This is a genomic window from Lysinibacillus sp. FW301-JW8, assembly GCF_058788755.1.
This window is the reverse complement of record NZ_JBYTBB010000007.1, coordinates 78,732-101,386: the sequence shown is the minus strand read 5'-3', so window position 1 is coordinate 101,386 and position 22,655 is coordinate 78,732. Positions and strand designations below refer to the sequence as shown.

General features: G+C 34.2%; 22 protein-coding genes and 1 pseudogene. 20 read left to right on the top strand and 3 right to left on the bottom strand.

The features are described 5' to 3' along the window. Window positions 1-2: 2 nt before the first annotated feature. The 20 genes from AC3WOM_RS04970 to AC3WOM_RS04875 all read left to right on the top strand — a co-directional run bounded on the left by AC3WOM_RS04970 (window position 3) and on the right by AC3WOM_RS04875 (window position 20,249). Window positions 3-659 (top strand): hypothetical protein, encoded by a 657-nt coding sequence (locus tag AC3WOM_RS04970; protein ID WP_492445358.1) that lies wholly within the window; start codon window positions 3-5, stop codon window positions 657-659. Between the two features lie 10 nt (window positions 660-669). After that, window positions 670-1,311, top strand: coding sequence for a phage distal tail protein (locus AC3WOM_RS04965; protein ID WP_492445356.1), 642 nt, complete (start codon window positions 670-672; stop codon window positions 1,309-1,311). Window positions 1,312-1,334: 23 nt separating this feature from the next. Continuing rightward, the gene (locus AC3WOM_RS04960; RefSeq protein WP_492445354.1) at window positions 1,335-5,099 is read left to right on the top strand and encodes a phage tail spike protein; all 3,765 of its coding nucleotides are present in this window, start codon (window positions 1,335-1,337) and stop codon (window positions 5,097-5,099) included. Window positions 5,100-5,111: 12 nt separating this feature from the next. After that, window positions 5,112-5,597, top strand: a complete 486-nt coding sequence (locus AC3WOM_RS04955; protein ID WP_492445352.1) for a PAAR domain-containing protein — start codon at window positions 5,112-5,114, stop codon at window positions 5,595-5,597. 27 nt (window positions 5,598-5,624) lie between these two features. Further along, window positions 5,625-6,788 (top strand): hypothetical protein, encoded by a 1,164-nt coding sequence (locus AC3WOM_RS04950; RefSeq protein ID WP_492445350.1) that lies wholly within the window; start codon window positions 5,625-5,627, stop codon window positions 6,786-6,788. 54 nt (window positions 6,789-6,842) lie between these two features. Then, window positions 6,843-7,571 (top strand): hypothetical protein, encoded by a 729-nt coding sequence (locus AC3WOM_RS04945; protein WP_492445348.1) that lies wholly within the window; start codon window positions 6,843-6,845, stop codon window positions 7,569-7,571. Window positions 7,572-7,651: 80 nt separating this feature from the next. Beyond that, entirely contained in the window at window positions 7,652-8,248 is a 597-nt protein-coding gene (locus AC3WOM_RS04940) for a hypothetical protein (RefSeq protein WP_492445346.1), read from the top strand. A gap of 23 nt (window positions 8,249-8,271) precedes the next feature. Beyond that, on the top strand, window positions 8,272-8,604 hold the full coding sequence (locus AC3WOM_RS04935) for a hypothetical protein (protein WP_492445344.1): 333 nt from the start codon (window positions 8,272-8,274) through the stop codon (window positions 8,602-8,604). 27 nt (window positions 8,605-8,631) lie between these two features. Next, entirely contained in the window at window positions 8,632-9,219 is a 588-nt protein-coding gene (locus AC3WOM_RS04930) for a hypothetical protein (protein WP_492445342.1), read from the top strand. Further along, window positions 9,216-10,487 carry a hypothetical protein gene (locus tag AC3WOM_RS04925; protein WP_492445340.1) on the top strand — a complete coding sequence of 424 codons (1,272 nt, stop codon included), beginning with the start codon at window positions 9,216-9,218 and terminating at the stop codon, window positions 10,485-10,487. The genes AC3WOM_RS04930 and AC3WOM_RS04925 overlap by 4 nt, the downstream gene beginning before the upstream one ends. Beyond that, window positions 10,488-11,216 (top strand): discoidin domain-containing protein, encoded by a 729-nt coding sequence (locus AC3WOM_RS04920; RefSeq protein ID WP_492445338.1) that lies wholly within the window; start codon window positions 10,488-10,490, stop codon window positions 11,214-11,216. It abuts the gene before it with no gap. A 51-nt stretch (window positions 11,217-11,267) separates the two neighbouring features. Further along, on the top strand, window positions 11,268-12,653 hold the full coding sequence (locus tag AC3WOM_RS04915; RefSeq protein WP_492445336.1) for a discoidin domain-containing protein: 1,386 nt from the start codon (window positions 11,268-11,270) through the stop codon (window positions 12,651-12,653). 1 nt (window position 12,654) lies between these two features. Continuing rightward, a complete protein-coding gene (locus AC3WOM_RS04910; RefSeq protein ID WP_492445334.1) occupies window positions 12,655-13,587 on the top strand; it encodes a LamG-like jellyroll fold domain-containing protein in 933 nt (310 codons plus the stop codon). 44 nt (window positions 13,588-13,631) lie between these two features. Continuing rightward, entirely contained in the window at window positions 13,632-15,968 is a 2,337-nt protein-coding gene (locus AC3WOM_RS04905) for a LamG domain-containing protein (RefSeq protein WP_492445332.1), read from the top strand. A gap of 31 nt (window positions 15,969-15,999) precedes the next feature. Then, entirely contained in the window at window positions 16,000-17,901 is a 1,902-nt protein-coding gene (locus AC3WOM_RS04900) for a DNRLRE domain-containing protein (protein ID WP_492445330.1), read from the top strand. Window positions 17,902-17,917: 16 nt separating this feature from the next. After that, entirely contained in the window at window positions 17,918-18,379 is a 462-nt protein-coding gene (locus AC3WOM_RS04895) for a hypothetical protein (RefSeq protein WP_492445328.1), read from the top strand. A 73-nt stretch (window positions 18,380-18,452) separates the two neighbouring features. Then, window positions 18,453-18,863 carry a hypothetical protein gene (locus AC3WOM_RS04890; RefSeq protein ID WP_492445326.1) on the top strand — a complete coding sequence of 137 codons (411 nt, stop codon included), beginning with the start codon at window positions 18,453-18,455 and terminating at the stop codon, window positions 18,861-18,863. Window positions 18,864-18,879: 16 nt separating this feature from the next. Beyond that, entirely contained in the window at window positions 18,880-19,161 is a 282-nt protein-coding gene (locus tag AC3WOM_RS04885) for a phage holin (RefSeq protein WP_492445324.1), read from the top strand. Further along, entirely contained in the window at window positions 19,161-19,820 is a 660-nt protein-coding gene (locus tag AC3WOM_RS04880; protein ID WP_492445322.1) for a M23 family metallopeptidase, read from the top strand. The genes AC3WOM_RS04885 and AC3WOM_RS04880 overlap by 1 nt, the downstream gene beginning before the upstream one ends. Before the next feature lie 63 nt (window positions 19,821-19,883). Then, window positions 19,884-20,249 carry a hypothetical protein gene (locus AC3WOM_RS04875; protein ID WP_427546073.1) on the top strand — a complete coding sequence of 122 codons (366 nt, stop codon included), beginning with the start codon at window positions 19,884-19,886 and terminating at the stop codon, window positions 20,247-20,249. A 155-nt stretch (window positions 20,250-20,404) separates the two neighbouring features. Here AC3WOM_RS04875 and AC3WOM_RS04870 read toward each other — a convergent pair whose 3' ends face one another. The 3 genes and pseudogenes from AC3WOM_RS04870 to AC3WOM_RS04860 form a co-directional block, all read right to left on the bottom strand. Beyond that, on the bottom strand, window positions 20,405-20,545 hold the full coding sequence (locus AC3WOM_RS04870; protein ID WP_492445381.1) for a DUF3953 domain-containing protein: 141 nt from the start codon (window positions 20,543-20,545) through the stop codon (window positions 20,405-20,407). Window positions 20,546-20,762: 217 nt separating this feature from the next. Then, window positions 20,763-21,254 (bottom strand): DJ-1/PfpI family protein, encoded by a 492-nt coding sequence (locus AC3WOM_RS04865; RefSeq protein WP_492445320.1) that lies wholly within the window; start codon window positions 21,252-21,254, stop codon window positions 20,763-20,765. A 72-nt stretch (window positions 21,255-21,326) separates the two neighbouring features. After that, a pseudogene (locus AC3WOM_RS04860) lies at window positions 21,327-22,493 on the bottom strand (IS701 family transposase). Window positions 22,494-22,655: the final 162 nt, after the last annotated feature.

Below are 22,655 nucleotides of genomic sequence, written 5' to 3'. Positions count from 1 at the left end.
AAATGGAGACGACAAAAAAGCTAGGATTAAAAATAGTAACTGATTCATCATTTGAAAAGGATGATATAAAAGAAACCATTGTTAACTATGGGGCAAACTTCAATAAACTAGAAGACTATCTTACATCTTCAGTTCAATCTATTGAAGAATTACAGGATAATACACTTTACTCCATCGGTCATATCCTTTGGAATAAAATACCTATCGCTGGCGGTCACATTGGATGGGTCGCAACACGTGAAGGTATTCATGCAAAAAAATGGAAGTCAAATAAAAATTATATAGTAGGTGATTTAATTAAAGCAGATCCTGATAATGGCGGGCTTTATGAGTGTATAGTTGAGGGAAAAAGCACCACTACTCCCCCAATTTTTCTTTCAGGCTTACATCTTGAGTTTTATGATGCAAATGGGCAAACTTGGCGTAAAGAGTATAACTATGAAGTTGGGGATCTAGTTTTCTCTACAAATAGCAGCAAACAGTTCTATTATATTTGTGAAACTGCTGGATACTCCTCCCCTTCCGAGCCAGAATGGTCATTAGTTCAAAACAATACTGCATTTATTGACGGCTCAGTGGTCTGGAGAAAAGCTAAAACGATTAAATGGAAACGTATCGGCAATAGCTGTGAATTTAGACCATTCGGAAAAATAGAATAGAGGTGCTTATATGAAAAACTGGGGTTCTTTATTAAATATCAAAGGCTCATACACCTCTAAGATTCATTCAATTTCAACGAATTCGCCGAATTATTTAACGACCATTGCTGCCAATATTTTAAATGTACATAACAAACAAGTTCATTTTTATTTTTCCGTGTCCTATGATTACATCACATGGACAGACTGGAAAGAAATAAATTTAAATGAAACAAATCTGTTAGATCAATATGAGCTGAATGGATTAGCCTTTAAATATAAAATGACGATGAGTGCCTCTAAGGAACATGAAAAACCTTATGTACAATCATTTTCTATCCAATTTGATCCATGTGCTGTTTTTGAAAACTTAGGTGATTTCAATGTTAAACCAAAAGTATGGATTAGAAAAAAGAATGGGAATGGAGACATAGAACTAACTAATACGATGACCAATCAAAAAATGCGGCTACGTAATTTAATACATGATGAGGAAGTCTATATTCATTGTCAAAAGGAAGACATCGTATCAAATAGGCAAAATCTTGGCGTCTATCGATACGATGACCATAATGATGAATTTTTAGAATTACTAACTGGGAAAAACTATTTAAAAGCAAGTGGAGACTTTGACATGCAAGTTAGATATCAGTACATATTTATTCAACAATAGTTCCCGTGAAAGGAGGTGATAAAGTGAATTTAGGTGATATTAACTATAATTTAAAAGCTGCACTGCCAAAAATTTTCCTATGTCAACCAAATAAAAAAACCATTGCATTGCTAAGTGAAGCCTATGATATTAGCTACAATACAAAAATATCAGTATTAAACCAATTGACCTTTAAAATACCAACAGTCATCATGGAAGACGGTATACCAAAGGATAATGAAAACATTCAAAAAATAAAAAATCGCTATTTATTTAAACTAAAGTTTGGTCCTACTACGGAATACTTCCTATTAAATGAATCAAACAAATCCTATAGTGAGGATGAGTCTATCCAATACACGGCTCTATCTCTAGGCGTTCAACTTAGCGATAAAAATATTAGAGGATACGAAGTAGTCAGTAAAACACTTGCACAAATTTCAGATGAAATATTATCATCTGCTAATACAAATTGGCAAGTCGGCTATGTAGACAGTTTTTTTGAAACATACCGCAGCTATGAGGTCTCCTCGAATAACATCCTGGAAATTATTTATGAGCTGGCGAATATTTGGAATGCTATCATAGTCTGGGATACCATTAAATGTGAGATTCATTTCTATAGACCTGAAAACATTGGAAACAATAAAGGTTTTTATATAAGGGATGGAAAATATTTAGAAAGCTTTAATTTATCGACGAACACAATTGATACTATAACTCGATTAAAGGCTTATGGTCAGGACAGTCTAACAATACATCGATTAAACCCCACTGGACAGTCCTATTTAGAAGATTATAGGTATTACATGTACCCATTTAAACGTGAAAACGGAGTTGTTATTAGCCACTCAGAGTATATGAGTGATGCATTATGTATCGCAATAGAGGACTATCAAGCATTAGTACAATCACTCTCAGAGAAATTCACTAATGTAACTAGCACTATTACAATACAACGCTCCATTATTCAAACCGAGGAACAACGTTTTAGCAGTCTTCTAACCGAACGAATAGTTATTGAAGACGAATTAGATTTATCCAACGCTAATTTTCAATCAAACACCCCTGCCCATCAAGATATTATCAGCCGCTTAGATGCAAAAAGATCTGAGATATCTAACCAAGAAGCCTTTATTCGAGATTTAAAATATCGATTAAATGATTATGAAAAGGAATTAGAAAGCTTAAGAAAAAAATTACTTAGAGAAAATAATTTCTCAAAGGAATTATTGGCAGAGCTATCAAGCTTCGAAATTGAAAAAGAATATACCAATGATTCAATTGTGGATGAGGCCGATTTACTTGAAGAAGCGAAAGAGGTTTTTCGACAGTTTTTAGAGCCCCAAATTAAATTAGACATGAATATGATTGACTTTTTAACAGTTGTAGAATGTCAGAATGATTGGGACAAGCTACATTTAGGTGATATCATTAGTGTTCGCTATGACAGATTACAAGTTGATGTAAAAGCTAAGATTACAGAAATTTCTTATGATATTGAAAAAGAAACGATTTCTGTAATTATTACGAACGAAATAGATGAGCAAAATACATGGTTAGATAAAATTGAAAAGGCTGGAAATACCTCTACTCTTGTTCAAAAGGAAAAGTGGAAGTGGAGTCTTTCTGAAGAAAATAATGGCGCCATCAACGAGATTATTAATAATAAATGGGATGCATTAAAAAACGCTGTAATGGCTGGCTATAATCAGCAAATTGAAATAAGTGAACGCGGTATTATTGTTAAAGATTTAACAGATCCATTAAGCTGGCTCGTTATTCAAAATGGTTTTTTAGCCATTACAAACGATAACGGAAACTCCTGGAAACATGCGATTTCAAAGGATGGTATTTTTGGAGAAAGAATCTTTGGAAAAATCATCTCTGGGGTTAATCTTGCGATTGAAGATGAATCTGGAATCTGGCTGACACGTGGCTCACGTACAACTATTTATAATCGTAATCGAGATGAGGTAATGCGACTAGGACTTGTAACGGATGAGGATGAGCCTGAATGCTTTGGATTAACTTCTTGGAATGATATTACAAGGGTTGCTATAACAACTTGTGAAGGCTTTTCAGTTAGTCAAAAGGATGGTGACTCTTGGAAAAAAATATTATGGGCAAATACAGAAGGAACCCTATATTCTCGAAATATGGTTGCTGAAAATATTAAAATTGTAAATAACTTAGATCAGTTAATATTAGATGCTGAAAAAAACTATTTTGATATTGGATTATTTGACAAAATCGTAGCGGATGGCAAATTAACCACATTAGAAAAATTAGAATTAATTAAAGAGTTGTATAAAATACATTCCGATTATAAGTTATTACTGCAGCAAGCACAAAAGTATACATTCAGTGATAGAGACAATCAAACAAATATTGATGCTAAATTTAATACAACAACACAAACCTTCCCTACAACATATTCTGAAATAGAAAGATACTCTACTAAGAATTTAAAAAGTGCCTATCTCGCTTTAATGGAATATATGTCAAATTATATAAAAATCATTAATAACGGTTATTTAGAATCACAGGACTTAAATATTGATATGATTGATCCACTTACTGAGTCCACGAGTCCAATTGAGAAACGTGGTATTTTTGTGCAAAAGTTTAAAAATTACTATGATGAAGCGACTCTTCTTCGTCAATCAATTGAAGACTCCCTATTCTATTCAGGTATTCATATGGGTTCGTATAATAACAATTTAATTATGAATGAGTTTGGCTTTATTGCTGTACGCAGTGATGGTAAATATCGAGCGTTCCTGAATGCTACGAATGGACTTGCCCTTCAAAAGTGGGAAAATGACAAATGGGTTAGTAAATTATTTGCTACTCTAGATGACCCAAAATGGGAGGACGGTACACTTTATGCTGAAGGATTAGTAACCAAGAATCTCCGTATTGTTGACGGAGATTTAGGTGACGCTATTACACTTGATTGGGAGAAAGGTATCACTATTTACGGTAGAAATGGCGAGATCATAAAGCTAAATGCTAATGAAGCCATTTCAATTTACGTTAATGGTGATAAAAAATTTTACGTTGGCACTGATGGTAGACTATATGCAAAGGATATTACAACACATAATCTTAAAATTGTGGATGGCTTCCTAGGTGAGAAAATAATTTTTGATCAAAATAACGGCATTACGATTAACGGTAATAATGGAGAAGAAATACGTTTAAATGCCAATGAAGGGATCGCCATTGACGCTAACGGCGAAAAACGCATTTGGATTGGAAAAGATGGGCTTATTTATGCGAAAAAGCTTCAAATTATGGGTAACGATACGGATGAAATGATTAAAGACATAGATGGAAGCTATATCTCCGATTTAACCGTCAATAAATTAAAAACACTTAACTCCAATAAACCTCAAGATTTTATTCATATTAAAGATAATTTCTTTAAAATTAAAACAAATTATGGTGGTTCAGAAAAAGATAAGCTTACAATCACCGTAAAGGAAACTGGAGATGCGGCTTATCCTCATATGACCTGGGGAGCAGGAGGTGATGGAGGCTCAGGAAACAATGTTGGTTATCAATATAAAAAAATGGATGGGTTCTATTTCGATTACGTAGGGATAGATGGCCAAAAACGTGAATTTGCATTGAAAAACGGGGATGACTCCATTGTTATGAAAACACCGCACTCAATAAACTTCGAAGGAAAAAATATTAATCTTAAAGCCTCTACAGCCATTACGTTAGCTGTAGGTGAAAATAAAATTGTCATTAGCTCTACAGGTGTTAAGGTGAATGGTTCAAAAATTGAACTTAACTAAGGAGGGATAAACTTGCCTGGAGTAGCTGTAAAAGGTAATAAAATACAATCTAGTAGTGCATCCAATCATATTCGAATAAAAAAACCAAATGAATTTACTTGTGAACCTGGTTATATGGATGGTGAGTATTATTCAGGTTATCAGTATGGAGGAAAATGTTATGGTGTTTTAACTCCCCCCTCCTCCCCTTACACATATAATGATATTCCTGCAACAATTGATGGCGAAATCAATGAAGGAAGCGCAAATGTTTTTGTTAATGGTAAGGCAGTTGCTTTCTCAGGAGCCAAAACATTAGAAAAAGATACATATACAATTCCTAGCGGCTGGACTATTGAAAGCGGCAATCATACTAGTGCAAATGGCTCCATTTCTGCAGGAAGCCCTACAGTTTTTGTCAATGGTAAATCACTTGCTAGACAAAAAGATCCAGTATTAACCCATGCAGGTTCGAAAACTATGGTAAATGAAGGCTCTAGTAATGTGATTTCAAATTAAAAAACCGTTAAGAAAGAAGGTGATAAATTGTCACTCCCTATTAATTATTTAGAATTCAATAATCCGATTCACATTGTTTGGAGAAAAGGAACACCAAATGACCCGTTTATTGATAGACTTGATATTGCTCGTATAGTGAACCAACGTGTTTTTTTATTAGAAATTCCTGATGAGCTTTATCGAGTACGAATTACAGGCATGTTTGAAATTAACTATGAAGCCTTTATTAAGAAAAATCTCGATAAAAATGAATTTTATGTAGATTATACAAATGGATTTGTGTATTTTCATGCATCACAAGAAGCGGAGACCGTTTCTGTTGTTTATAAAGGAAGAGGTCTAATCCTCTATCCATCCACTCGTATTGTTCATTATGATAGTACAGATTCCACCGAGACCTTATATGAAATCATTGAAAAAAGTAAATCTCAAGTCCAAGAATTAATTGATCGAACAGAGAATTACGAGGAATATTTAAATCGTCTTGTCATTGCCATTCATAATTCTAATCATGCTACTGATCAAGCTTTACTTGCTTCGCAAAAAGCTAAAGACGCTACAGAATTAGTAAAAGATGCTTATGAAACAACGGTCTTAATTTATCAGCCCTATGTCCATACATACAATGATATTGCGAAAAAATTCCCTTATCCTGAAACTGGGTGGACAACACAAGTATTCGATACAGGGATACGCTATAGATGGAATGGAAAAGAATGGGTTCCTATTGATGCTTTAGGTGGCAATGTTCCATTAGCAAATGAAGTAATAAACGGATTAATGTCAAAAGAGCATTATATAAAACTTAAAGAAATGACCCAATTTGTAAATGAAAAAACGATGGTATTTATTATTCCAAAGGACATTTTACAAGGCAACCAGGATCCACATATTGTATTTGATTGGGATGGAGAAGTTACAGAGATAAAAGCTTCCGTATCTTTTAAAGGCTCACAACCAACGCCAATTCACATTCAAAAATCAACAGATTTTAATGATTGGGTTGATATAACAGATAATCCAGTCATGATTGCTGCGGAAAGCTATTTTGATAATAAAGCACATACACTTACCGAAACAAAGGTACAAAAGGGCAATATTTTTAGACTACATATCCCCTCCTTTTCTGTTGATGCTCAAAATTTATCAGTCAATGTAAAAATCATGTTAAACGACTCTTTAAGCACATAATGGCTTAGAGAGTTTTTTTATACAAAAAACTAATGACGAAAGAAGGAATTTCTAATGAATAACACTCCAATCGTATCTTGGTATGAAGGAACAAATGAATTTTCAAAAAAAGTAGACTATACAGTAAATTATGGAACTGTGGACGCAAGCTCCCCCTCCCCCCAAAAAACATTCTTTATTTGGAATAACAGAGGGCAGCAAGAGGATTGCCCTAAAATGGAGGAAGTTACATTTACAACACGAGATCGAGATGGTGGTACAACCGTAGAAGCTGTTAAAGACAACTGGTTTAGAGTGAAGGTTGATTCGTTAGGTGAAAGTGGCTGGACAGAAGTTGGTAAAGGCGGAGGCACTCAAAATCCAACGGGCCTTAAGGATTTAGGAACTACTGGTACTACAACTAATAAAAATACTGCTACTGCTCAGGTATGGGCAAAAGAAAAAACATTTACTTTAGGATCATATGTTAAGCCTACTACTGCCAATGGTTTTATTTATAAAGTCATAAATGCTGGAACAACATCAGATCAAGAACCAGCTTGGGGAAAAGTTGATGGAAATACTTTTGTAGATGCTGGCATAGAATACCTAACAGTAAAAATAGAGAAAACACCGAATGCTAAAGAAATCTTAGGTTTAGCAAATGACACAAAGGCAGATGGCTCAAACGCCCAATTAGCGGGTGGTAACTTCGTTCAAATTACGGTCTATGCGGAAGTACCAATGACAGCGTCAGCAGGGAAAAATTCTTTAGTACAACGCGTATCCTACCGCTACGTATAATCTTGTCAGTTTTAGAGGGCAGGGGTCCATCCCCTCCTCTTTTTTTACAAAAACTTCAATAAAATGAAGGGATGGATAGCATGCTATTTACTGAGGAAAAAAATGTACAAGCAATCGGTCTTCCTTTTAATTGGAATGCTGATTACGCAAATGGAAAAAACTATGCTGAGTATGACCTGCTTACGCATAAAAAAAATGACTTTTATTTAGTACAGAAAAACCAGGTTATTCGTTTCGGTTTGTTTGGTCAAGGAATGAAGTTTTTCTTCGAGGTGGCTGATGGATCTTTTTACCTACACGGCAGAAAGATCGAAATCAGCTATGAAGATGAGAATGGAAAAGTATATGCTTTAACAACAAATTCTGCAAACAAAGACCTTATTACATATAAAGAAGCCTTCACGGATTTTAGTAATGTGCAAGGCCAACAACGCTCTAACTTAAAATCCATTAATTTTGGTTATAAAACCAGTTATCAGCAAGATGATGTCCAACTATTCTTTCAGCCTATCGTTGCACTGCCTTTTAGCCAGAGTGCCTTTATTGAAGTGAAAATAACCTCTAACAAAGCTATGAATGGCTACTTAATCTTTAAATCAAGAGGCATAGAAGTAGAACGATTTTATGCACCATTAGAAGAAAATCGTGCAGGACAGATCATTTGGATCATTAAATAACTAGGTAAGAGAGGAGTATGGTTATGAGAAGATTTTGGTTACAGCTTCCCGATAAAAATGAATTTATTGATATAAACCCCACTAATAACAAACTATCACTATTTGAATCATCCACCGAGCATAGCTTTACATTAGATCCTGGCAATTACACGCTAGAAAAGTTAATCAGCATTTTAAATAATAATGGGCTAGTTGCTAAACTAGGCGAACTGAAGGCTGATATAAACAGGAAGTTTATCGTCCTCTTTATGAAGGATACATTCACTTTTGCAAATGGCAGCTTTATCACTTTTTTAGGTGGAATTGAGTCTGTCGATAAAGGCGATAGATTAGATGACAGTATTATACATATTTAATCAATAATTAAGAAAGGAGCATACTCTATGGCTATTGTAGGAGGTAATTTAGAGAAGAAAGAGATTTTATTGTCAATTGGCATTTCAGGCACACATCGGAATACAGAAATTGACGAAGTCACAGGACATCTACGATTAGCACAGGTGGATGTCGATGGAAGCGGAAATCCTATTTACGTAGAAGAAGGCACATGGATTTCTAAAGTAATTAATCTGGAAGATAAATTTCTGGATTTTGAAAAGGTTGTCACAACTCACATTACCAATGGTGCTAGCTCATTCACAATATCAACAAGAACTTCAGATAATAGCATGGATTGGTCTGAATGGACTGCAATTGCGGTAGATGGAACAATACAGTCTGATACAAAACAATATATTCAGGTCAAAATTGATTTATTTGCAGGGTTTGTTACTGATGTTTTTAAAATCTCCAACTCAGACTTTGAAATCAACGAGTTTGTTGAAGCTTCAAATAGTCTTAGATTAAAACGTGAATATCAACATGATATGACATTAAATTCTAAATGGACAGATGTAGGAAGTTTACACAGAAAGAAAATAACTCGTGATGAGTGGTTAAGGATTGATAGATTAATGGTGGTGAAGAAATGACAGAAACTAGTTATTACCACGAATTAGGTTCAGGAAATCGTGTTGGAAAAATAGAGATTACAACAAACGGAAAGTTAAATGAAGCTAACAAATTAGACAATTGGATTGATGGGTCGCAATCAGGCTCTACACCCTACATTGTCTCTGGTTCTATGGTTGTGGGAACTTATTTAAACTTCGATTTTAAAAAATCTGTGATAGTTGATGAAGCTCTTTTACTTGCAAATGGGCTAAATAGTTTCGGGACATGGAAGTGGCAAGGTAGTTCAAATAACTCAGTATGGGTTGATATTGGGTCAAATTTTGATTTTAAAGGCAGTTTAAATAAAACACAAAAAATGACTAGCTTAAATGGGAATATCAGAGATTACAGATACTACAGATTGATTTGCGTAAATCCTTCAACCAATGGGCTAAATTATATGTACCAATTTGAATTCAAGGTTAAAAATGGTTATTTAAATAAATCACTTATTTTACATGAAGGTAAGTATAAGAAAATGAATAAAGAAGTACCTGAAAAGCAAGAGGTTTGGTCTGATGATACTATTAATCTAGTTCAAAAAATGACTTCTAATTCATCTAATGGTCAAACAGCTTTTTGGACATATAATACAAATCAAAATGGTGCAGGTATCGCATACAATATTTTCGACTATGCTACAGGCTCAGAGGTTAGTGGTATCAGCAGGGTTGGCGGCTCAGGTATTTTAGGTATTATATTCCCAAAAGAAGTTACAGTAGCTAAATATGAAATAGAAGCACATAATATAGCAACATACGCTCCTAGAATATTCACCATAGAAGGTTCAAATGACACCACTACAGGACTAGATGGCACATGGGCAAAAATTGATAGTAGAACAGGTATCTATTTTAACGCAAATGAGAAAAAAACTTTTATATTAGAAAATCAATCTACATTCAGAGCATATAGATTAAATATAAGTGCAACCAATCACACATTTACAGGGTTCGCAGAACTTCGTTTTTTCCCACCTAAGGTATTACTTGAGAAACATGAGGATAGAATACCTGCTCATTGGTCAACAGTATCTTCTACTCTCCCTACCCAAAATCAATTCATAGAGCAAGGAATGGATAATCTATCTCCCCTACTTGACCGCAAAGTTTTAGATTTAGAGCCTATAACAATGACAGATAAAAGTGAGATTTTAGGTGTTGGTGAAATAGGAAAAGTATTTAGTAAAACTATTGATTTAAAGAAATATTTTGATATTAGAAGCATGAAAGTTGAGGTGAGATAAATGCCTAATCAAAAAATACTTCTTCAATATCAAGATAAATTATATTCTTCAAAAATAATTAACATAGCTCACAATACAGGAATGACTTCAAATACTTCCCCTGCCCCATTAGTTGCAAGTGCTAGTAGTGCAAATACTGGAAACCCTAACTATCAAATATGGAAAGCATTTAATGGAACTAAAAAAGACACTATTGATTCTTGGATGTCAGGTAATATTACAACAGGTTGGATTCAAATTGACTATGGATTAAAAAAAATAGCAAATAGAGTTGCAATTAGTGCGCAAGTTATAGTCAACCCAATAAATAGTCCTAAAGATTTTAATATTTTAGCAAGTAATGATGGTATAAACTTTGAGATAATAGGACAATATAGGAATCAAATCAATTGGAGTAGCGGTGAAACACGTAATTACAATATATTAAAACCAAATTTTTACCGCTATTACCGCATACACATATTATCTGTTAATGGTGCTAGTCATATGGCTCTTTCTGAGATTTTATTTTCTTATGTTTACCCCGAAGTAACAGAAATACCATTTTTAAATGCAGGAAAATTAAATTCAAACAACTTCATTAAGTATGGGGTTGATTTAAATAAATATGCACTAAATACGCTATTTTCTCATAAAAAATATATTTTACAAGATGGAGTTTCAAAAAATAAAGAAGGTCTTTGGACAACTAAATTAGATAGAAAACCACTCAGCATTAGTTTTAATTAGCGCTGAGTTTTTATTTGGATACAACTATTTACAACTAAACGAGGTGAAAAAATGGGTAGAAATTCTATAAATTTCAAGACAGGTTCTTATATCGAAGGAGGAACTATTGTCTCTCCTAGTAACATTGTAACTGTGTCTTTTTTTATTAAAGGAGATATGGCTAATGCCAATAGTAGACACACTGTTCTAGGATTTAATGATGGAAGATATAACCTATATTTGATGAATGACACTATCAAAGGCTTTGGTTTTAATACATGGGGTTCTGATATTAGAGGTATTAGTGATGTATCAAAAATTTTAGACAATAAGGTTCATCATATTTTAGCTGTCTTTACTAGCAATACCGTAACTGATGAACTATGGATAGATGGAGAAAAACAATCTATAAACTTAGTTACAGGAACAATAAAAACATCAAACATGACTGTAAACAATACTAAATTTTTTATTTCAAGAGGTAATACTACTACTTCATATAATGGTGAAAATTTCAATGGTAATATTGATGATATTTCTATTTGGGAAGGTAAAATCACTGTAGATGAAGCACTTTCAAAAAAAGGAGTAATAGACAATAAAATTGCTTATTACAATATGGACAATATGAATAATAGCAATAGTGTTACAGAGTTGGTTTCTAAATTGTCATATAGTATTGTTGGAAGTACTTGGTCTTGGGATAAAGAGCTTGTAGTTTTTAACTATTTAGCTATAAAAAATCCAACAACAAATGAACACTATTCTCTTGCAGAAAATACTCTTATTCACATGCCTGACAACTCAACTAAAAACATGATTTTACATGGTATAGAGCAAGATAAAGAGATTCAATTAGATGTGCCTTTTACTAAGCATAACTATGTTAACGATAATTCTATTGCTAATGCGAGTGGTAAAGTATTCACACATGACATTGGTAAAATCAATACTTTAAATGTCAAAGAAGTGATAGAGAATAAAAGTATTGTAATCACTTGGTATCAAACCAATATGACTTCTAATACTACTCCTTCCCCTCTAGTTGCTGACTCTAGTAGTTTTTACGTTACAGACAGCAATCAAGCTTGGAAAGCATTTAACGGAACACGAGGGTTGTTAGATTGTTGGGCAACTGCAAACAACTTCCCTACAGGATGGATTCAGATTGATTATGGAGAGAAAAAATCTATTAATACTGTAAAAATAGAAGCACGTGGCGGAACGCTTTTAACACAAATGCCTAAAGATTTTACAATACAGGTGATGGATAGTTCTAATCAGTGGGTTGATTTATTAAATGTAACTAATCAAACAAATTGGACAGAGTATGAAGTACGCATTTTCACATTTAATGCTGTTGAAGGTTCTAAATTCAGAGTAAATATAACAGCTAATAACGGTGCTATTGTAGTAGCTGTCGGTAAATTAGTATTTGGATTAAAGGAAGTGAAGTAATATGGCAACAACAGAGCAATCAATGGCACAATACGGGATCGCATGGTTTGGTTTTGATGAGGCAAGTGGAGACTTTTTCAATAAAATAACCAATGAGTATATAGGGAAACCCACTAACATTCAGAGACAAGATGGTTGGAATGGAGAAGGGCTTTCTGCCAACTTTAACGGAACATCTAGCGCAATAACTCAAACATCATCAATGAGTGATAAGGAAATTACTATTAGATACAAGTTTAGAGTGTCAATCAAAAAGACTAGTGGCATGTATCATTTAGCAACAGTTAACACATTCACGACTCAAAAAGGAATGATTACTGCTATTATAGATGGAAAACTAGTTTGCGAGTGGTGTTCAGCAGGAGCAACTTATTGTTTTAGTTATACATCTAAAGAAGATTATACAGGTGGAAAATGGCATGACTTCTTTTTATCTTGGGATGGTTTAGCAGGTTCACTTGTTAATATATATGTAGATGATATGATTAACCCTATAGCGAAAATAAGAGCTATCAATAGTAATAATGGTCATAACTTCCCTACCTTTTTAATAGGTAGATTGGCAGGAACTACGGCAGGTTGGTACTCAGGAGATATTGATGATTTACAAATCTACAATAAAGCCCTATCCCCTTCTGATTTTACTCAAAAGCGATTAGTAATTAAAACAACAGACAATAAAAACCTTGTTTTATCCCCTAACACAGCTCGTGTAAAAGAAATCCCTAACACAGCAGAATATATGATGTTAGCTCAAGGTGGAGTGATAAAAGAGATTGATTCAGCAGTTGATAGACCACCAATTGATTTCACTAAACCTACAACTGAATATGAAATTGTGACTAATAACAGAACACCATTAGGGAAAGGTAGATTGTTCACTATTCCTATTGGTAGTGATTTTAAAACAGCAATGATTGAGGACAACTATTAAATTAGCTGTCCTTTTAATATGGAAAAATATTGGAGGTCAATACAATGGCTAATAGTAAAGATAATTTAAGTAAATATGGAAAAGCCTTTATTGGTTTTGATGAAACCAGTGGTAATGCTATGGATTCTATAGGTGGTTATACTGGTACTTTATATAATAATCCACAAAGAGTTTCAGGTTGGAACGGAGTAGGAAATGCTATGAATTTTAATGGTAGCAATCAATATATACAATTTAACAATAAAGTGTTACCAACAGACGCAATAAGCATAAGACTTAAAGTAAAACCAGAAAGAACTCCTAGTATATACCAAGTAGTCTTTACAAATGCTAATAATTCTAATGCTTCAAACTCCTATGGATTTATGTTAGGACTATCTCCAGTAGACAGCGAATTTCTCTACTTTAGAATAATTAGAAATAATTTCAACGATATTATACCTCTTATACCTATCCCTGTTGGCGCAAATGGTGCAAATTATAATACTTGGAATGATTTCCTATTGACATGGGATGGCAATGAGGGAGGTATCATAAAAATATATGTAAATAATATGATTGAGCCATTTATCACACATATAGCAGGAAAAGCCAATGATATTCAACACTCGCACAACCTTTTTATAGGGAGAAGCAGTGTCAACAATGCAAACTATTTTAAAGGTCAGATAGATGCTTTTGAAATTTATGATAAAGTCATCTCACCTGTCTCTGATAAATATCTAGTACAACACAGCTCACAATTCAAATACCATGACGGCACTTCTTGGCAAACAACAACAAACTCAGAAGAAAACTTTATCAAATATGGCATGAGCAACCTAGACCATATCACAGAAGCCCACTGGAAAGAGCTATCAGGAAACAAATCAATAGTTATGTGGTCTGATTTTGAGGACAAACAATTTGCTTCTGTTGTGCTAAACAAAGAAAACTTCACAGCGAGAGATTTACTAGGTGATACACCTCAGGTTATTTACTATACAGATTCAGACGCTTCACAAATTGTTGTGGAAACAGGTGTTGACCCATTTAGTGTCTATGATTACATTGGTGAGTTACCTACTGTAGTGGCTTATACAGAAACAACGGATGATATTATTGTATCAACAACTACTGAGCCATTTGATATTTATGATGAATTTGGTGATAGTGTGGAGGTTCTTTATTATACAGATGATGAAGCTGTGACGAGTGCTGATTTAATCCTTGAAGCAAATTGGTCACCTGTCGATGAGTTAGAGGGTGATTTTGAGATTGTTACATGGACGGATGAAGCTCCTGAGACTGCTACGAGAGTGCTTGAAATGAAAGCAGTACCTAAACCTCAATTTATTAAATTAGTTAATCCTAAGCGACTCTATGGTTATTTAGATGATGTTTTCGCAGCGGATATTTCCAAATCCTACCGAGATGAAGCTCGTTATTTTATTACAGATGAAACTATCTCTAGCTGGTATGTGTGGGAAGCTTCAACTCAATCATTTAATATAGCAGACACTTCGAGTGAGGAAGCCATTCTAAAAAATGGTATGAAATTCACAGACATGAATAAAATCACCGATAAACAATGGAGAACTTGGGCTAAGCCATATTTAAATATTGGTGTGTTCCTAAAGGATAATCCCCGCGACACTATTATCTCAATTATTGATAATATTTCATATAAAGACTATCTCCCTAGGCATACTACTACAATGGAAAAGGCAAGCTTCTATCTTTTAAATACAACAGCTAAGATTGATATTTCTTTAGTTGGCAATACGCTTAAAGGTATTCTAAGTGACGAAGATCTTACACGCGTTCAATATCGTGTGCTATTAAATGGTGCTTATTATTATCCAGCAGACGGCAGCTTTACAAAATTAGCAGCATCTCCACAAAATATTAGCCTTTCAATCGCTAGTAAACATATAAAAATTGATGATTGGAATACCTTGAAAATAGAGTTTCAGGATTCCTTTGGTACAACAGATTATTGGCAAACTACGTTTATTGGAACTTACTCAGGACTCGTGTTCAAAGATGTTTATGGTAAGTATTATTCAAATGAAATTGGTGAGGTTTTAAAGTATCTTGACTTTGGAATAATTATCGCTGGACAGACCACTGTTGAACATGAAGTAATTCTAAAAAATCAATATGGCTACGATGTTAAAAATATTCACTTGTTTGCCAACACCTCTAACTTCCCTACTGGCATGAAGATAGAGTTTAGTGAAAGCTTAGCCCCATTTATCCCCTACCCTGAGTTAAAACTAAATCGAACACTCCAGAACAACGAAGAAATGTCATTCTTCATTCGATTACAAACTGAATTAGGTGTAACGCCTGACGCTAACGGTTCATTTGACATTATCGTGAGAGCAGACAAAGCCTAATCACAATACAATGTGATAAGGAAGTGAAACTATGGAAAGCAATATTTCTTCCAATCAAAAGAAACAAGAAATTGTCATTTCACCAATTACGGATAATTCTTTTATTAATGCTGAGACTGAAATAAAGCCGCATAATCGCTTTCAAGCAAAGTATAAATTATTTGCAGTCGACTATTCAGATCTATTAGCTAACCTGATCGTTAAACAATTCGAAGACGCTGATTTAAGCACAGAAATCATTCCTCGAGTGATTGGTGTAAATGAAAAAGAAACTTTAATTTCTATCGTTTATCGTGGAAATTCACATGTTTTAGCAGAAATACAGCCTTATATCCACAATTTTGTTAAAGCGGAAATTGACATACGCCCTCATAATCGAATGGTAGCTATTTATGAAGTGCAACAGCCTCCTATTGTCACTGATTTATTTCATCCTACACAAGATGCCTTTACTCGAGAGAAAGCAGATTTTCAATCCATTAATTACGGTGAATATACCTCTATGGTTGTTGGACGAAGCGATGATGATATTTGGCGATCATTCGTGCAATTTGATTTACAATCTATCCATCCATCCTATATTTTAACGGATGCTAAACTTCGTTTATATTTTAGTGGATCTATTCCTAATGGCATTCAGCTAGAGCTCTATAATGCCAATAAACCGTGGGTAGAAAATGATATCACTCACTTAAATAGACCTACTCCTATTAAGCTAATAACAGATCAATATATAGTAAATGCAACAGCAGGCTACATTGAATTTAATGTATATTCTATGGTAAAGGATTGGACTTCATTAAAATTAGCTAATAATGGCTTTATAGTTCGTCTATCAAATGAAACCTCAAATGGGCAAGTTATCTTTAAAACTAGAGAATCCTCGCTGCCTCCAGAATTACTTATTAATTATTATGATTCTAGAATTTTCAGTTTTGGGAAAAGCCAGCATCTTACAGAGATTTTTATCTTCAAGAGACAAAATTCAGATAAAAATGCCGAAATTACCGTTGATTCAGTATTTGATTTTTGGAATCAAGATACTGAAATCTATGTACATAGAAAAGAAGTTCCTCTTGACGCGGATATACTCACTGAAATAACAGTGAATAAACCGTACATAAATGTAGAAATAATTGTAGCAATTCCTTTAGAGAGTAATACACCTGCTGAAATAAGTGTTAGGAATCCTCTTGTAGATATAACAAATGCAGAGATTACAATAAATAAACCAAGCGTACCTGCTGAAATAACTGCTAGAAAAAGTGAAAGTAATACCCTCCTAACAGAAATTTGTGTATCTAAACCGGATATTCCCGTTGAAATTATTATTCCGTATTATGATGACAGCATTCTATTAGCCGTTATCGAAGCAAATGATATTTATATCAATGAGATTAATACAGTCATTATTGTGTCAAAAGATATAATTAAAGCAGAAATTACATCACGGATAGCTGATCAGGAAAATTTATACACTGTCATAACAATAAGTAAGAGTAAAATACAGAGTGAAATTTATGTTAAATATTCAAACGATATAGTTGTTGACATTGAAGCACATGTGAAGAGTGATATTGCAGCAGAAATAATGGCAAGTATTCCTCTAATACCTACTGAGATAACTGTCCGAAGATATGATAATGATGATAGACAGATTGAAATATTTAGTGCCTACACTTCCATTATAGCAACTGAAATTATGGTTCATCGAGTTGATGATTTAGAAACGGTTATAGATATTAAAGCAACCAGCAGTATCGCTACTGAACTTATTATCTCTAAGCCTGCTATTTGGAGTGAAATTACCATTCCTACATGGGATGAATCAAGGATTTTAACAACCATTGAGCCGCGTATTTTTATGGTGAACAATATCCAAGCTATTATTGTGGTTAATGGTGGCGTTTCAGGATACGCATTTATTATGTAAAAGAAGGAGAATTTTTATGATTATTAAAAATTACGAGATTGGTGAACTATATTCATTTTTATTTAATTTAATTTTAAAAGGCAAAGAATCACGTATGCGAACTAGATTTTTAAAACTTTTAGAGGACCAATTAAATCTAATTAACCTTGAAAGACAACAACTAATATCAGACTATGCTGAGAAAGATGATCATGGAGAAGTTTTGTATAATTTAGAGCAAGTGGATGGCAAGGAAATGGAGGTTCCTATATTTACTGAGGATGCTGAGAAGGAAATTCAAAAGCAAATTTTAGCTCTTTTAAACGAAAATTTTATTATCGAAGAAACAACAGACAAGGCTGACATGCTTCAAACATTACAGGAAATTATATTAAATTGCGATTTAGAATTTACAGGTAAAAAAGCAACTATGTATGATAGATTTTGCGAAATATTTGAGGACATTCCATTACTAAAGCAGCCTGAGATTACGCAATAAAATTTTTAAATATGGATAGGTGTAGAAAATATGCACCTATCCTTTATTTATTTTTTAAAAGTTGGTGATTACATTGCAAGATAAACTAGGTGAACGATTAGCCAGTGCTGAGGTTGAAATAAAGAATCAAGAGAACCGAATTTCAAAATTAGAAGGTAATCATGAATTATTATATCGCTTAACATTAGTATCCGAACAGCAGCAGGAGATGAATAAGCATCAGCAAATCCAATTACATCGAATGGATAAAACCTTTAATAATATTAATATCAATCTTACAAAATTAAATATGACCCAGGTTGAATTACAGGAGGATGTTAAAGGGATTGGTCAACGTGTGGATAGTATTGAGGAGGATCTAAAGCAGGAGTCTGAGAAGGATTATATCTCCATTGGTGACATCATTAAACAATATCTGCATTGGTGGATACTCCTTCCAACAATTATTATTGGTGCTTTTATTTTAAAATTATTTGGCTTATAAGAAAGGAATGATGTCGATGAAAATTAATTGGAAGGTTCGCATTCGCAATCCTCAATTTTGGATTACGGTAGGATTATCCGTAATTACTCCCCTCTTTGCCTATTATGGTATTACGGGAGCGGATTTAACTACTTGGCAAAGTGTGTGGACATTAATTATGGATGCAGTCTCCAATCCATATGTATTAGCATTAATAGTCGTTAGTACATATAATGCCATTCTTGATCCTACTACAGCTAGCCTAAGTGATTCCTCAAGAGCATTAACCTATAATAAACCGAAACGAGATGAGCGATAATGGTCGATTTTATGAGTCCTGTGAAGAATGCTCGCTTAACTAGTAAATTTGGTTGGCGAAATATCGGCTTTGGGAAGGAATGGCACCAAGGCATCGATTTAGCATCAACAGGAAAGGTTCCGATTTTTGCTAGTGCTGCTGGCATTATTACGCGAGCACAGACATTAAGCAGCTATGGAAACGTTGTGATGATTAAACATACAATCCATGGCAAAACATATGAAACAAATTATGCTCATTTGGATTCTTCCTGCGTTCAGGTAGGACAAAAGGTGAAGCAGGGACAGCAAATCGGAATTATGGGAAATACAGGACGTGCATTTGGCGTTCATTTACACTTTGAAATACATAATGGTCTTTGGCAAACAGGACAACCAAATGCTGTTGATCCTATGAAATATATAACATTAACGAATGAAGCTAAAGGAGAGCTAACAATGTCACAATACAATGAATTGCTAAATAAAATAAAAGAGCTGGAAAACGCTTTGCAAACAAAACAAGCTATTATTCCAACGCGTAAAGCCACTGAAACGCATAAGGGAGCTTGGGATTGGCTGCAATGTCAAGGTATTACGGATGGCTCTAACCCTCAAAATTTCGTAACACGTGAGCAATTTGCAACAATGCTCAAACGCTATCATGAGTCCAACTTATAATTTCTCACCGCCAGTAAAACCATGATACAATGAAAGGAATACTGGCAACTAAGGAGATTTTGCATGAGGCTTTCAACCATTTTAAATTTTTGTATTCTTGTATTTTTTACCTTACTTTTCGTCAATGATTTTTTCCCAGATACCACATTAGCTGCAGTACTAAGCAAAAAAATAATTCTGCTTATTTTAGTGATTTTGGTCATTGTACAAATCACGATGGATAAGGGGCAATATAAAAGGCTATCTAAGAAAGCATATGTTAGCGTAACATTGTATACCGTAGGACTTTGGATTGTCTTAACATTGCTTGGCGGCAAATCTGAATTTGGTCTATCCTTTAACAGCCCTATATTTTATATTATCGTACTATTACTAGGACTGGATTTACTTCGTATCTATCGCCAATCTAAGTTGGAACAAAAGCAATAGTCATAGAATTTGAAGCGCTAACCATCACTTTGATGATTCTATCCATCAATTGAGCTGTTCTATCCATCGTTTCAATCTTTCTATCCGTCACTTTGGCGATTCTATCCATCATTAAGCATGTCACCGACTTACTTTATTCGGTGGACATGCTTTTTCTAAATCAGTACAAAACTTTGAATTGACACATATACTGAAAATAAAAATACCCCAATGAGGAACCAACCATAAACGTTTCTCTTTTGCCGAAATTCCCTAATTCCTAATATTAACATAATCAAACCTAAGAAGAATATCATTAAGTAATTCATCTGATAATCGTGAGTAATAAGTCCATATGCAGCGAGTGATACTACAATGATTGAAAAAATAATGTGCAAAATTTTCAGCATACTTTCCTCTCCTCCTTCTGTTAACTAGTATTTAGTCATAATACCGAGAGGGAAACCTTTACCTACCGTTTATTTAATTAATAAAATGATAAAAAACAACGTTCATTGTTTTTGAAAAACCCATTTATAATGCAAATTCAATCGTAGTAGCAGTTCTTTCAGCTGCTGATTCTCCAATCGTTTTCCCCACAAGATAAAGCGCCATATTTATTCCTGAAGAAACACCTCCAGAAGTGATGATGTTACTGTCCTGTATAACTTTTTCTTCAGAAATCACCTGAATATCCGGATAATTTTCTTGTAGTATTTTTAATGCTAAATGATGAGTCGTTCCTCTTTTACCATTTAACAATCCTGTTTCTCCTAAAATAATTGCTCCTGTACAAACTGAGCATATGTATTCAATATTTTTATGTTTAATTATCCAATCTTGAATATTTTTATTCTTCATGATAGATTGAACAGCCCTTAAAGGACCACCAGGGATTATTAAGATATCTAGATCAGGATGATTATTAATTGTATAGTCAGGAACCACTCTTATTCCTGAATGAGTTTTGACTGACTCCCCATTCTCTGTTATTAAAAATACTTCAAATGGTCTTGTTGGTAACAAGTCTTTTTTATAAACTCTAAATGAGTATTTTTAAATACAAAAATTACCATACACGAATCAATGACAGGTACCCTAAGCTACTTGTAACTCATTTTTGATTTGTTCAAGTGGCGTGCCATCTGTTGTTGCTGCGTAGACAAACTCTATAATACTCTCGAATTTTTTCGTTCTGGCGATATGTATGGCATAGGTAAATGGTGTGTCGTACAAATAACCAAGAAATAGATACGCAAACTGCACAAGAACCCAGTAACGTTGAATCGCTTGCGCACTTCGAATTTGTGCTCCGTTGAAACCGACGTCCTTTGACTTGTTTAAAGTACGTTTCAATCGACCATCGATGGCTATAATACGTAAGAATCTGTTCCGATGTCAGCTTCGTATCTGTACTCAAAAAACAGCGCATATTCTTTGGCTCCATCGATGCCGCTTGAGGCCAACATAAAAGTACGACACCGTATTCAATATCATTTAAGGCACCTTCATAGTGATACACGCGATACGCTTCTCCACCAATCGTCACGAGATTGGTGTCGTCTTTTTTGATATACGTTGCGAATTGTTTGGCTTGAATACGGATACCTTGAGGATACAAAATACGATTCGTTTTGAGTGCTCCGATGACATGTGTGCCTTTTGAGAGCACGGCTTCGATGATCGTACGCGATGTATACCAGCTATCGCACAAAAAATACGATGGCTGTTTGAATAACGGCTGTTGATTCATCATCTCTAACGAAAGTTGAATTTTACTGTCAGTTGTTTCTTTATCGAATAATCGAAAATCATATGGATATGCGTGTTGCCCTGATTTCATCATCAGTTGCACGACTTGATGCCCCCAAACACTTTTCCCATCTGTGTGCGAGAAATGGTAGCCACAGCTTCCGTTGGTTGGGCTGCCCGTGACGAAGGCTTTGTTTTCTTGGCAATCGTGTCGTCGAGTAAGAGTAATACAGGTTCATCTTGAGCCATGCTTTGCCGCACGTATTTTTGTGATTGTCTTAGAAGATAGGTTTCATTCCATGGGCTATTTTTATGGAAATGCCCAAGTGTTGTACGATGCTTTTGGTGGTGGCTAAAGGCATGAATCTCTGTTAATTTGCCTGTAAAACCAATGCTCGACATCCCATCGATAAAATGAGTCAAATGCCGTAAAACGGGCTTTGAAAAGTAAAAAGGCAATTGCCAAAAAAGAAACCCTTTGTTGATTTGTTGGTGATATGTTAATCTATTCATCAGACAGATACGCTCCTTTGGTGGATGATTGGGTCAGAGCTTTCATTTTAACCAAAAGGGTGAATTCTGTCTTTTTATTTTGCTTGATGGTAATTATTTGAAGAGTATTTGCTCATTTAGAGTAATTTACTATTCTTTATTTTAGAACGCTCTACAGCCTTA

Excerpts from the sequence above, each read along its gene's own strand:
- AC3WOM_RS04895 (WP_492445328.1), top strand. The coding sequence starts at position 17,918 with ATGATTATTAAAAATTACGAGATTGGTGAACTATATTCATTTTTATTT.
- AC3WOM_RS04925 (WP_492445340.1), top strand. The coding sequence starts at position 9,216 with ATGACAGAAACTAGTTATTACCACGAATTAGGTTCAGGAAATCGTGTT.
- AC3WOM_RS04945 (WP_492445348.1), top strand. The coding sequence starts at position 6,843 with ATGAATAACACTCCAATCGTATCTTGGTATGAAGGAACAAATGAATTT.
- AC3WOM_RS04935 (WP_492445344.1), top strand. The coding sequence starts at position 8,272 with ATGAGAAGATTTTGGTTACAGCTTCCCGATAAAAATGAATTTATTGAT.
- AC3WOM_RS04870 (WP_492445381.1), bottom strand. The coding sequence starts at position 20,545 with ATGATATTCTTCTTAGGTTTGATTATGTTAATATTAGGAATTAGGGAA.
- AC3WOM_RS04905 (WP_492445332.1), top strand. The coding sequence starts at position 13,632 with ATGGCTAATAGTAAAGATAATTTAAGTAAATATGGAAAAGCCTTTATT.
- AC3WOM_RS04930 (WP_492445342.1), top strand. The coding sequence starts at position 8,632 with ATGGCTATTGTAGGAGGTAATTTAGAGAAGAAAGAGATTTTATTGTCA.
- AC3WOM_RS04910 (WP_492445334.1), top strand. The coding sequence starts at position 12,655 with ATGGCAACAACAGAGCAATCAATGGCACAATACGGGATCGCATGGTTT.
- AC3WOM_RS04920 (WP_492445338.1), top strand. The coding sequence starts at position 10,488 with ATGCCTAATCAAAAAATACTTCTTCAATATCAAGATAAATTATATTCT.
- AC3WOM_RS04880 (WP_492445322.1), top strand. The coding sequence starts at position 19,161 with ATGGTCGATTTTATGAGTCCTGTGAAGAATGCTCGCTTAACTAGTAAA.
- AC3WOM_RS04900 (WP_492445330.1), top strand. The coding sequence starts at position 16,000 with ATGGAAAGCAATATTTCTTCCAATCAAAAGAAACAAGAAATTGTCATT.
- AC3WOM_RS04915 (WP_492445336.1), top strand. The coding sequence starts at position 11,268 with ATGGGTAGAAATTCTATAAATTTCAAGACAGGTTCTTATATCGAAGGA.
- AC3WOM_RS04940 (WP_492445346.1), top strand. The coding sequence starts at position 7,652 with ATGCTATTTACTGAGGAAAAAAATGTACAAGCAATCGGTCTTCCTTTT.
- AC3WOM_RS04885 (WP_492445324.1), top strand. The coding sequence starts at position 18,880 with ATGAAAATTAATTGGAAGGTTCGCATTCGCAATCCTCAATTTTGGATT.
- AC3WOM_RS04965 (WP_492445356.1), top strand. The coding sequence starts at position 670 with ATGAAAAACTGGGGTTCTTTATTAAATATCAAAGGCTCATACACCTCT.
- AC3WOM_RS04875 (WP_427546073.1), top strand. The coding sequence starts at position 19,884 with ATGAGGCTTTCAACCATTTTAAATTTTTGTATTCTTGTATTTTTTACC.
- AC3WOM_RS04970 (WP_492445358.1), top strand. The coding sequence starts at position 3 with ATGGAGACGACAAAAAAGCTAGGATTAAAAATAGTAACTGATTCATCA.